We start from the raw sequence: 12,845 nt of genomic DNA, 5'->3' as shown, positions 1-12,845 counted from the left end.
TGGTATTATACTTTTAAACAGGTTTTTCTGTATTGAAGCATAATACCAGGAGTTGGACTGCCTTTTTTCTTTAAGTAACAGCTAAAATCGTTATATCAGCAAAGTTGAACGATATACATTTCACCGTTAAAATAGAAGTAATATGTCTTTGAAAAAGTTGAACAAAAGAGGTGGAAGAGTGAAAAATACACGAACGCTAACAGAAGGAGCGTTATTATTAGCTTTATATACAATGATGTTGCTATTAGCTATTTTTATTCCTGTTTCAACAATTGTTGTATACTTGTTTTTTATTTTGCCATTCCTTTTGTACAGCGCAAAATATTCAGTGAAACATTCCATCACCTTCATTATAGGTGCGATGATGATATCGTTTATTATTGGAACTTATCTAGCATTGCCAATTGCCGTTTTATTTGGAACAACGGGTTTAATGATGGGGTATGGGATTAGAGTTAAAGAAAGTAAACAGATTATATTCATATCTTCTAGCATTGTTTTTGTTGCAAATTTCATTTTGTTTTTTATTATCGCGGCAGCATTTTTTAGCTTTAATTTTATGGATGAAATGAAAGATATGTTTCAAACTTCCATCAATCAGTACACGGAAGCTCTACATATGATGGGGATGTCGCCTCCACTAGAATTTCAAGAACAATTAAATGATATGGTCAATCTAATGACAACGATGCTGCCTGCAATATTGGTAGGAACGGCTTTTATTAGTATACTGATTATCATGTCAGTAAATTTTCCAATAATAAAAAGGTTAGGCGTTGAAGTACCGAAGTTTCAACCGTTTCGCCGCTTAACTTTTCCGAAAAACATTTTGTGGTTGTATTTATTAGTTTTAGTAATCTCGCTTATTTTTAAAATCGAGAACGATTCATATATGCAAATGGCATTAGTCAATGCAGGATTAATATTACAAACACTTCTGGTTATACAAGGATTATCGTTTATCTTTTTTTATTGCCATATAAAAAAATGGTCTATTGCTATTCCAATATTAGCGGTTATATTTACATTTTTTATGCCTTTCGTTCTTTCAATTGTACGGGTGTTAGGTATAATTGATTTAGGCTTTGATTTAAGACGGCGCATCAATCAGAAATGATGTAGCTTATACATTTTTTTAGTGATAAGAATGTATGGTCTATCTTTTTAAACAAGCGCAATTTACCATTGACTAATCTTTCTTTTTTCAATGTAAATGTCAATCTGCGAGCGCTTACGGTTTTCTTATAAAGGAGCTGAAAGAATGCCTTCATATTTCAAGGGCGGGAAATTGCGTTACCCACTATATGGTATCGTAGCGATTGCAGCTATCTTACTAGTATTTATCGCTTTTCAATATTTATGGGTAGCGATTATTGGCTTTTTACTGCTCTTTTCCTTATTTTATACGGCTGTAAATGGAGAGAAAAGCGTCATAAAGGACACAGAGGAGCATATTTCGACCCTATCTTATCGAGTGAAAAAGGTTGGGGAAGAGGCTTTACTGGAGATGCCGATTGGTATTATGCTCATTAATGATGAATTTATCGTTGAGTGGTCAAATCCATTTATGGCAGCTTGTTTTCATGAAAATACGCTTGTTGGAAAGTCTCTCTATGAGATAGGGGAACAAATTATTCCATTGATTAAGCAAGATATTGAGAGTGAGATTGTGACAATCCACGATAGAAAATATAGGGTTGAGCTCAAGTTGGAAGAGAAATTGCTCTATTTTTTCGATGTGACGGACCAAGTTGCTACCGTTAAGAGATATGAATCTGAGCGAAATGTCATTGCTATAATTTTTCTTGATAATTATGATGATGCTACTCAAGGAATGGATGATCAGACAAAAAGTGGACTAAATAGTACGGTAACATCACTTTTAAATGATTGGGCCCTAAAGCATGGCATCTTTCTAAAAAGAACTTCATCTGATCGATTTGTAATATTACTGAATGAAAAAATTTATCGTGAGCTTGAAAATGATAAATTTTCAATATTAGATGTTGTAAGAGAAGAAACAGCAAAACAAAACGTACCTCTTACATTAAGTATTGGTGTTGGAATTGGAGATATGTCATTGCCTGATTTAGGCGTCCAAGCCCAATCCAGTCTTGACCTTGCATTAGGACGGGGCGGCGACCAAGTAGCGATTAAATTGCCAAATGGAAAATTAAAGTTTTATGGTGGAAAAACAAATCCGATGGAAAAGCGGACGAGGGTTCGTGCACGAGTCATTTCCCATGCACTGAAGGAACTAATTGTTGAAAGTGATAAAGTAATCGTGATGGGACATAAATATCCTGATATGGATGCGATCGGAGCTTCCATTGGTATTAGAAAAGCAGCGGAAATGAACAAACGGGAAGGTTATATTGTGATTGATGCCTCTGAAATAGATACAGGGGTTAAACGGCTGATTGAAGAAACGAAATCGTGTCCTGATCTTTTTTCAACGTTCATCACACCTGATGAGGCATTGGAGCTTGCGACTGAAAGGACCCTTCTTGTGGTTGTGGATACACATAAGCCTAGTCTTGTAATTGATGAAAGGCTTCTCTCAAAAACAGAGAGAATTGTAGTAATCGACCATCATAGACGCAGTGAAGATTTTATTAAAAAGCCACTTTTGGTCTATATGGAGCCATATGCATCTTCAACAGCAGAATTAGTAACAGAGTTGCTTGAGTACCAGCCAAAAGGTGAAAAGGGAAATACAATTAACACGATTGAAGCAACAGCTTTATTATCTGGTATTATCGTAGATACAAAAAGCTTTACCCTCAGGACAGGATCTCGAACGTTTGATGCAGCTTCTTATTTACGAGCGCAAGGTGCAGATACCATTTTAGTTCAAAAGTTTTTAAAAGAAGATATGGATACATTTATTAAGCGCTCAAAATTAATTGAAACGGCAGAACTATATTCAAAAGGCATTGCGATAGCAAGTGGATCTGAAGATGAAGTATACCAGCCAATCGTAATTGCCCAAGCCGCTGATATTTTACTAACAATGGATAAGGTTTCTGCTTCATTCGTCATTTCAAAGCGAGCAGGGGATATTGTTGGAATTAGTGCTCGCTCATTAGGAGATATCAATGTCCAAATCATAATGGAAGCCTTAGGCGGCGGTGGCCACTTATCTAATGCTGCCGCACAGTTAACAGATGTTAATATTTTTGAAGCAGAGTTAAAATTAAAACAAGTTATAGATGATTATTTGGAAGGGAGCCAAGAGTCATGAAAGTTATTTTCTTAAAAGATGTTAAAGGTAAAGGTAAAAAAGGGGAAGTGAAAAATGTAGCGGATGGCTACGCTCATAACTTTCTACTTAAACAGGGATTAGCAATTGAAGCAACAGCTGGAAATATGAAGAGTTTAGATAATAAGAAGAAAAAAGAAGAGCAGCAAGCGAGCGTAGAATTAGAAGAAGCTAAGAAATTAAAAGAAACACTTGAAAAATTGACGGTAGAATTGAAAGCTAAATCTGGTGAAGGCGGACGTCTATTTGGGTCGATTACAAGTAAGCAAATCGCAGATGAATTAAAAAAATCGCATAAAATTACAATTGATAAAAGAAAAATTGGTTTGGAAGATGCGATTCGGACATTGGGAGTTACAAAAGTACCTGTAAAGCTTCATCATGAAGTAGTTGCGACAGTAGATGTCCACGTAAAAGAAGAAAACTAAAATTACCATATGTTAACTTGAAGATTCATGATAGAATAGATTTATAAAAAAATGTGATGCGGTTTTTAGCCGGTCACATTTTTTATAGGATAAGACTATTAGGTTTATTATTATAGAACTCAGGATTTACTGTCTAGCTCTAGGCGCCATCAGCTCGAGGTCAAATAACCTGATCAGCTAAAAGTCAAATAACGACTTTTTACAGATTAGAACATTGATTGTCGGCGATTCCAGGCGCCTTGCGCTTTTCTTTATATCATAAGAATCGTGATAGGGTGTGGAAGGTGAGTACAATGAATGTTGATTTTTCGGATCGAACGCCGCCGCAAAATATAGAAGCTGAGCAAGCCGTAATAGGGGCTATTTTTTTGGAGCCATCTTCATTAGTGCTTGCATCAGAAATCTTGCTTCCTGATGATTTTTACCGTAGTTCCCACCAAAAGATATTCGATGTAATGCTTAAATTAAGTGAAACGGGCAAGGCCATCGATTTAGTCACTGTTACAGAAGAGTTGGCTGCATCGAAAATGTTAGAAGATGTAGGCGGAATATCTTATTTGAGTGAAATTGCTGTTTCTGTACCGACTGCTGCGAATATTGGGTACTACGCTCGTATCGTCGAAGAAAAATCGTTATTACGTCGGTTAATTCGAACGGCGACGAATATTGTAACCGACGGATACTCTAGGGAAGATGAAGTAGAGGCAGTCCTTGATGAAGCAGAAAAGCATATTATGGAAGTCGCTTCACGTAAAAACTCGGGTGCTTTTAAAAATATTAAGGACGTACTCGTTGAAACGTATGATAATATCGAACTTCTTCATAATCGAAAAGGGGATGTCACAGGGATTCCTACTGGATTCTCCGAGCTTGATCGAATGACCGCCGGATTTCAACGCAATGATTTAATCATTGTGGCAGCTCGTCCGTCAGTAGGTAAAACCGCTTTTGCTCTTAACATTGCACAAAATGTTGGAACGAAAACGGGTGAAAATGTTGCTATTTTTAGTCTGGAAATGGGAGCTGAGCAGCTCGTTATGAGGATGCTTTGTGCAGAAGGGAATATTAATGCCCAAAATTTACGGACAGGCTCCCTAACAGATGAGGATTGGCGCAAACTAACGATGGCAATGGGAAGTTTATCTAATTCAGGAATTTTTATAGATGATACCCCAGGAGTTAGGATTAGTGAGATACGCTCAAAGTGTCGTCGTTTGAAGCAGGAACACGGCCTTGGTATGATTTTGATTGATTATTTGCAGCTTATTCAGGGGAGTGGCCGTTCAGGTGAAAACCGTCAGCAAGAAGTATCGGAAATTTCCCGTTCTTTAAAGGCGCTTGCTCGTGAACTGCAAGTTCCAGTTATCGCACTTTCTCAGCTTTCACGTGGAGTGGAGCAGCGACAAGATAAGCGTCCAATGATGTCCGACATAAGGGAATCGGGAAGTATTGAGCAGGACGCCGATATCGTAGCCTTTTTATATCGTGACGACTATTACGACCACGACTCGGAAAACAAAAACATTATCGAAATCATCATTGCTAAACAACGTAACGGTCCAGTTGGTACTGTTTCACTAGCCTTCGTTAAAGAATACAATAAATTCGTCAATTTAGAACGAAGATTTGACGACTCAGCTATTCCTTCGGGAGCATAGTTAGGGTTACAACTTGGATTTCATATTAATTAAATAGTATAAAATTAGCAGTCTAATTCGTGTGTGAATTAGGCTGCTTTTTTATTAAAGAACAACAAATATTAACCTATATTTATCAGCAATATTAAAGCGGGCTCGATTTCTGTAAAGGAGCTAATAAGTTTAAATTCAATCGAAAGTTTATAAATTTTGTTAGTGGAAAGGAGGATTTAAAAATAACATATTCGAATATTAACATAGGAACGTATTAGGAGTGATTAATGAGTGGATATGAAACAACGAAGGCAGTGGAATGAAAACCATAAAAGATTAAAAGAAATCATATTAAAAACAGAGGAACATTCAAAAGCAGTTCAATTATTTTTAAATCAGCATTCTTTGTTGCATTCATCCTCTATCAGTCAAATGGTTCACGAAACATTAGAAGATAAACTGATGAAAAACTTGGATGAAACAACATTTAGACAATTTCCAGTTCCAAATCCTGATACGAAAAATTCAATTGCTTGGCATTTATGGCATATCGCCCGTATTGAAGATATGACAATGAATTTATTAGTGGCTGATGAACAACAAGTTCTTTATTCTGCAAATTGGCTTGAAAAAATGAATATATCATTTACGCATTCTGGCAATGATATGCCTGAAGAGGATATTGCTATACTAAGTTCAAGAATTGATATTCATTCATTATTAGCCTATAGAGCAGCTGTTGGCATACAAACACAAAAGGTCATATCTTCATTAAAACCTGGACAATTTAAGATACAAGTTGATCAAAACAGAATTACACGCTTATTTGATGAAAAGGCAGTTCTGCCAAACTCTAGATGGTTAGCTGAATACTGGAGCAAAAAAAACATTGCAGGTTTAATGTTGATGCCGGCAACAAGACATATCTTTTTACATTTAAATAAATGTGTCCGTATAAAGGAAAAGCTTCATAAGCAAACGAAGAAATTAATATTAATGAAGAGCGTCCCTTAACTGGAGAAAGGGGATGGATATATGAGAGATATACACTTTTGTCAATCTTCAGTCAATTTTAAAACAAAAAAACTGAAACAGGATATTCTGTTCAGCCATTGATATTTTTATATGATCATGGTATGATTAATTTTGTTTGCATTAGTGTTTAATGATTAAAACACATTTATCCAATTTAATTGTACCAAGAGAGGGTTATGGTTGTCAAGCATTTTTATTTAAAAAAGTGCAGGGAGTTCGTTTATCGGTGACAAGCATTGTTACGGGGACAAAATATTATGATTTAGAGGCGATGTCCCCTAGAACTAGAATGAAAATTCTTAGTCCCAAAATACTTTCTTGTGTATTTTTACTTTTAAAAAAGGAGTGTCGGGTGCGGATGAGTAAAGAGTGGGAAAATGAGCAGCAAAGAGTGGAGTTCATTCAAGATGTGATTGATCAAAAGGTAGTGCAGGTTCATGAAAATATGGGTGGACTAAAAGGTGGGATCATCGAATTACGGAAAACGTTCTGGGAGGATGTTACAGTTAATCTTGATGAACCGGATGATGTCATTGAAACCTTTACCAGTATTAAACAGCAAGCAGAGTTACTTGCTGAAAGGGAAAGAACCCATGGTCATTCCTATCGATTACTTAATCAAATGCAAAGACTTAAAGACTCTCCTTTTTTCGGTCGTATTGATTTCCATGAAGATGGTGAAAAGTCAGCGGAATCTATTTATATCGGCATTGCATCCTTAATGGATGTAAATGATGAAGAATTCTTGATATATGATTGGCGTGCTCCGATTTCAAGTTTGTATTATGATTATTCTCCGGGGCGTGCTGTATACAAAACTCCATCAGGTGAGATTAGCGGGACGATGGAATTAAAACGTCAATACATTATAAAAAATGGCGTATTAAAGGGAATGTTTGATACGGGAGTTACGATTGGAGACAGTCTTCTTCAAGAGGTGCTAGGCGGAAATGCTAACACTCAAATGAAGAGTATAGTTGCGACCATCCAGCGTGAGCAGAATCATATTATTCGTAATGAAAAGAGTAAAATATTGATCGTCCAAGGAGTAGCCGGAAGTGGAAAAACGTCTGCTGCTTTGCAACGGGTTGCTTATTTGCTCTATCGCTACCGCAATACACTTTCGTCTGATAATATTATGCTTTTCTCTCCAAACCCATTATTTAATAGCTATGTTGCGACTGTTTTGCCTGAACTTGGAGAAGAAAATATGGAGCAGACGACATATCAACAATATTTAAATACTAGGCTTGGTGGCCAGTTTAGTGTTGACGATTCTTTTTTCCAAATGGAATATACCCTTACTGCTATGAATGAACCAGACTACGACGTGAAAATGAACGCCATCCGTTATAAAGCGGGTTTAGATTTTAAAGATCAGATAGATCGTTATGTTGAAGAACTATCAAATAGTGGCCTTATTTTTAAAACGATATCGTTCCGCGGCGGGACCATTGTTTCTGCTCAAGACATTTCTAAGTACTTTTATTCACTAGATCGATCAATTTCAATTCCGAATCGATTGAAGCTAACTTCTGACTGGCTTTTAAAGGAAATCGCCAAACAAGAGAAACTGGAAAGAACAAAAGAATGGGTTCTGAATGAGGCTGAACTACTAGATAAAACCGACTATTTAGAAGCATTCCAGCATATGCAAAAAAACCAAGATGAAGAAACTTTTGATGATGCAGATCGCGAACTTCAGATTTTAGCTAAATCTATTGTTAATAAGCATTTTAAACGAATTCGCAATGCTGTAAAGAAAAATAAATTTTTAAATATAAAAGCTTTATATCATAAGCTTTTTACTTTAAAGGAACCATTCGACTGGCCAGATGGATGGGAAGAAATTTGTGAGGAAACGATAAAAAATTTAAATGCGAATATTATGTCATATGAGGATACAACTCCATATTTGTATTTACAGGACCAGTTGGAAGGAAGGAAATCCAATACACTTATTCGTCATTTGTTCATTGATGAAGCACAGGATTATTCACCGTTTCAATTTGAGTTTTTAAAACAGCTTTTCCCACATTGTAAGATGACTATTTTAGGAGATGTGAACCAAGCAATCTACGCACATACAATGGATGCACCGTCTTTATTAAATTTGGAACCTGAGGGAACGGAAAAAATTGTATTAAGACGGAGCTACAGGTCGACAAAGCAAATTGTTGACTTTACAAAAGGGCTAATCACAGGTGGAGAAATGATCGAGCCGTTTAATCGGGATGGAGAAAAACCAGTCTTAATCGAAGTAGATGAAGATGGCGAACTTCATGGAAAAATAGAAGAATGTGTACATCGTTTGAAAGATAAAGGGCACGAGACAATTGCAATTATATGTAAGACGATGAAGGAAAGCCAAGCAGCGTACGAAGCGTTAAAAACATCATTACCTGTACGCTTAATGGATAAGAATGCAAACTCCTATGAAAAAGGAATCATCATCCTGCCTGCATACTTGGCGAAAGGGATCGAATTTGATGCCGTCATCATTTATAACGCTTCAAATGAGCAATATGGACGTGAGTATGAACGAAAATTATTTTATACCGCTTGTACGAGGGCAATGCATGAGCTATATCTTTTCACTAAGGGTAAGAGAACGTTTTTTATGGATCAAGTAAGTGAGGAAACATTTAAAAAGAGTTGAATATTAATATCGGATTTTAAAAAAGATGCTGTTGATTTAAATGATATGTGAATATCACGCTCTTAACCCCTTTGATATAAAAGAATCAAAGGGGTATTTTCTAGGGAAATTGATAAATGAAATAATCAAAGGATATTTGGTATAGAAGCTGGAAAAAGGTTGCTTTAATTGCAAAAGCTGAAATCTTTAAAGGATTTCCATATTTTATTTTGTCTTAAAAGGTATTCTGAATATCTATATAGAAGTAGAGATAGAGTTTATGGGATTCGAGGGGATTAGGTGAAGAAGAAAACAATAGTGGTCTTATCTGTTATAACTATTCTTGCTATTAGTTTTTGGTGGGTATTTCATTATGTGAGTCGTGATGGGGAATTTACTAAATGGGGCCATGCATATGTACCGATAGATTTTTTTGACGACGGAAAGGCAATTTATATTGGTAATGATTTTAAGTGGGAAGGGATTGGGAATCCAACACTCGAGAAGGTAGAATTTTTTAAGAGAGATGGTTCGATTGTAGCGAAAGATGATGATGAGTTTCGAATTGAGCCATTCATAGAAAAGTCCAACACGAATACAATTGGAATAATGGATGAAGAAAGTGTTAAAGATCAAGGATTGGATAAAAATTTGTTTCCTTACGAGGGTTTTCAAATAGACAAAGATTTTAGCCTAGTATTACGTGTGGAATTTCATGGTGATAATACCGACAATGACATAAGGGAGATGCTGCTTACCTATAAAAAATATGGGGTAACGCAATCTCAGTACATTCCATTTAGAAATATTTTTATTCATGACGATGAAGGAGAAGATGAGGACGAGTAATAGAGATGATTTAATAGAAACACGCTTGGAAAATTAATACCCAAGCGTGTTTTCTAAATTAAAATTCCTTCACCTTCATCACCCTCATCGCATTCAAAACGGCTAAGAGAGTAACGCCTACATCTGAGAATACGGCTTCCCACATTGTCGCAATTCCGAAGGCTCCTAGTATAAGAAAAATGGCTTTGACGCCTAGAGCAAATAGGATGTTTTGCCAAACAATTCGCCTTGTTCTTTTAGCGATTTTAATGGCTGTAGGAATTTTGGATGGTTCATCGGTCATGATGACGATATCGGCAGCTTCAATAGCAGCGTCCGACCCTAAACCGCCCATTGCCATTCCAACATCAGCACGAGCAAGGACAGGGGTGTCGTTGATACCATCGCCGACAAAGATGATTTTTTCGTTTCCAGCTTTACTTGCATCCAATTTTTCAATTTCTTCTACTTTATGATGCGGTAAAAGTTCAGCATGTACTTCGTCAATGCCAAGTTCTTTACCTACAGCATTGCCAACAGTTTTCGCGTCTCCTGTAAGCATGACCGTTTTCTTTATGCCTAATTCCTTCAATAAACGAATCGCTTTTGCAGAATCTTCTTTTATCTGATCAGAAATGACGATGTATCCAGCATATTTTTCATCAACAGCAACGTGAACAATCGTACCGATAACATCTGGCTGATCAAACTGAATGTTTTCTTTATTCATCAGTTTTGCGTTTCCGGCGATGACTTTTTTCCCAGCAACCGTTACTTGAATTCCATAACCAGAAATCTCATTATAATTTTGAATGGCTTCTTCATTTATTTCTTTCCCATATGCCTTTTTAATGGAAAGGGCAATCGGGTGATTGGAATGAACTTCCGCAAAAGCTGCATACTCTAATAATTCTTCTTCTGAAATATTATTCGGATGTATGCTTGCTACTTCAAATACGCCTTTTGTTAAGGTTCCCGTTTTATCAAATACTATATATTTTACATCGTTTAATGCTTCTAAATAGTTGCTGCCTTTTACAAGAATCCCTGATTTTGATGCTGCTCCTATTCCTCCGAAAAATCCGAGCGGAATGGAAATAACAAGAGCGCAAGGACAAGATATAACTAAAAACACAAGCGCGCGATAAATCCAGTCTGAAAAAGTTGCTCCACTTATTAGTAGTGGGGGAAGGAAGGCTAAGACAACTGCCACAATGACGACAACTGGTGTATAGTAACGAGCAAATTTCGTAATGAAGTTTTCCGTTGGCGCTTTGCGGCTGCTTGCATTCTGAACTAAATCAAGAATCTTTGAAACGGTAGATTCTCCAAATTCTTTCATCACTTCTACTGTTAGAACACCATTTTTATTAATGAATCCACTTAAAACATCGCTTCCGGCTTCTACCTCTCGAGGGACAGATTCACCAGTTAAAGCAGACGTATCCACCATAGAGGAGCCTTCAATAACTTTTCCATCCAATGGAACTTTTTCACCGGGCTTCACAATGATGATTTCGCCGATTTTTACTTCTTCAGGGGAAACTACAACAATATTTCCGTTTCTTTTAAGATTAGCGGCATCTGGACGAATATCCATAAGTGCGCTGATTGATTTGCGCGAGCGGTTCACCGCAATTGTCTGAAATAGCTCTCCCACTTGATAAAACAGCATAACGGCAACGCCTTCAGGATATTGTTTGATGGCAAAGGCTCCTATGGTCGCAATAGCCATTAAAAAGTTTTCATCAAAAACTTGACCGCGCGTAATATTTCTTGCTGCCCGTAATACAATATCTCCACCGATAATCAGATAGGCAATAATGAAAATCCCCAGCTCTGCCATTCCAGATAAGGGTGAAAACATCCCAATAGCTGCTAAAACGGTACCTAAAATTAAGCGAGAAACAATTTTCTTGATATTTTTGTTGCCATGGTCATGTGCGTGATCGTGGTCGTGGTCGTGATCAACCCCTTTTTCTAAAGGAGTAATATGAGGCTCAATCATTTTTATTTTATTTTTTACAGCTGAAACGATGTCTGTCGCTTCATCCTGTGCTGCTTCAAGCGTAAGGGTTTTGTTGACAAAATTAACGGAGCATTCTGTGATTCCATCCATTCCCTTTACACTATTCTCTATCTTCATAGCACAATTAGCACAATCCAATCCTTCCAGGAGGATTTCTTGTTTTATTTTTCTCTTCTGCCTCTCCATTTTTCTCTCTCCTAAAACACTTAAATTTTATTCTCATTAACGTGTTCAAGTGCTTGATCAAATATCTGAATCACATGATCATCCGCGAGCGAATAGTACACCACTTTTCCTTCTTTTCGATTCTTTACTAACTTAGCTTGCTTCAATACGCGTAATTGATGTGAAATAGAGGATTGTGTCATGTTCAATAAATAGGCAATATCACAAACACACATCTCGGTTTGGAATAAAGAGTGAAGAATTCTAATTCTTGTACGATCTCCCAATACTTTAAACAGCTCTGCGACTTCAAGTAAACTATTGTCTTTCGGAATAGTAGCCTGCACCTTTTGAACAACGTCCTCATGAATGACGGTTTGACTGCAAGTTTCAGGAATTGTATTGACTGTTTGCATAAAAACACCTCTTTCCAACGAATGAACATATGAGCAATTATTCATATGTTAATTATATGTATCTTTTTATTGAAATGTCAATTAATTTAGAATAAAAAAGATGCCTTTGGAGAGTATCTAAGGCTATCTATATGGTTGGCTCTTTTCTTAAACTTTGTTGCTACTTCATATTCATTAAAATAATAGGAATAAATTTGGAATTTAAAACTTACTCATTCCGCTGAGAAAAGAGCTGGGTCCTTCATAAGAATCGTTAAATTCACCTTTTAGGGGTAAAAGCCGGCTTTTGGGCTTTTACAAAAACAACAAACCTTACGAAACCATTATATTGTTTTAAGAAAAAACATTATAAAAGAAATGACGATAAATAATGAAAAAAATAAACCCCCGATGTTTTCGAGGGCTAAAACAAT

Annotated in this window: 9 protein-coding genes; 7 read left to right on the top strand and 2 right to left on the bottom strand. The window is 36.5% G+C overall.

Annotated elements, in window-relative coordinates; genetic code table 11:
- Positions 1–178: 178 nt before the first annotated feature.
- The 7 genes from MT489_RS07825 to MT489_RS07795 all read left to right on the top strand — a co-directional run bounded on the left by MT489_RS07825 (position 179) and on the right by MT489_RS07795 (position 9,843).
- The gene (locus MT489_RS07825) at positions 179–1,117 is read left to right on the top strand and encodes a YybS family protein (RefSeq protein WP_244680971.1); all 939 of its coding nucleotides are present in this window, start codon (positions 179–181) and stop codon (positions 1,115–1,117) included.
- A gap of 144 nt (positions 1,118–1,261) precedes the next feature.
- Entirely contained in the window at positions 1,262–3,244 is a 1,983-nt protein-coding gene (locus MT489_RS07820; protein WP_244680970.1) for a DHH family phosphoesterase, read from the top strand.
- A complete protein-coding gene (gene rplI, locus MT489_RS07815; protein ID WP_244680969.1) occupies positions 3,241–3,690 on the top strand; it encodes a 50S ribosomal protein L9 in 450 nt (149 codons plus the stop codon). Before MT489_RS07820 ends, rplI begins: the two co-directional genes overlap by 4 nt.
- A 293-nt stretch (positions 3,691–3,983) precedes the next feature.
- The gene (dnaB, locus tag MT489_RS07810; protein ID WP_244681011.1) at positions 3,984–5,348 is read left to right on the top strand and encodes a replicative DNA helicase; all 1,365 of its coding nucleotides are present in this window, start codon (positions 3,984–3,986) and stop codon (positions 5,346–5,348) included.
- 270 nt (positions 5,349–5,618) lie between these two features.
- Positions 5,619–6,335 carry a DinB family protein gene (locus tag MT489_RS07805; protein WP_280518547.1) on the top strand — a complete coding sequence of 239 codons (717 nt, stop codon included), beginning with the start codon at positions 5,619–5,621 and terminating at the stop codon, positions 6,333–6,335.
- A gap of 379 nt (positions 6,336–6,714) precedes the next feature.
- Positions 6,715–9,015 carry an RNA polymerase recycling motor HelD gene (helD, locus tag MT489_RS07800; RefSeq protein WP_244680967.1) on the top strand — a complete coding sequence of 767 codons (2,301 nt, stop codon included), beginning with the start codon at positions 6,715–6,717 and terminating at the stop codon, positions 9,013–9,015.
- Between the two features lie 279 nt (positions 9,016–9,294).
- Complete coding sequence (locus MT489_RS07795) at positions 9,295–9,843, top strand: hypothetical protein (RefSeq protein WP_244680966.1); 549 nt, start codon at positions 9,295–9,297, stop codon at positions 9,841–9,843.
- Positions 9,844–9,901: 58 nt separating this feature from the next.
- Here the strand turns inward: MT489_RS07795 and MT489_RS07790 are convergent, their stop codons facing one another.
- The gene (locus MT489_RS07790; protein ID WP_244680965.1) at positions 9,902–12,037 is read right to left on the bottom strand and encodes a heavy metal translocating P-type ATPase; all 2,136 of its coding nucleotides are present in this window, start codon (positions 12,035–12,037) and stop codon (positions 9,902–9,904) included.
- Positions 12,038–12,057: 20 nt separating this feature from the next.
- Positions 12,058–12,432 (bottom strand): ArsR/SmtB family transcription factor, encoded by a 375-nt coding sequence (locus MT489_RS07785; protein ID WP_244680964.1) that lies wholly within the window; start codon positions 12,430–12,432, stop codon positions 12,058–12,060.
- Between the last annotated feature and the right edge of the window lie 413 nt (positions 12,433–12,845).

Origin of the sequence: Lederbergia wuyishanensis, from assembly GCF_022900255.1 — a bacterium.
Classification (GTDB): Bacteria; Bacillota; Bacilli; order Bacillales; family Bacillaceae_C; genus Lederbergia; species Lederbergia wuyishanensis.
Note: the sequence above shows the minus strand (reverse complement) of the source record. Positions and strands in the feature narration are given on the sequence as shown.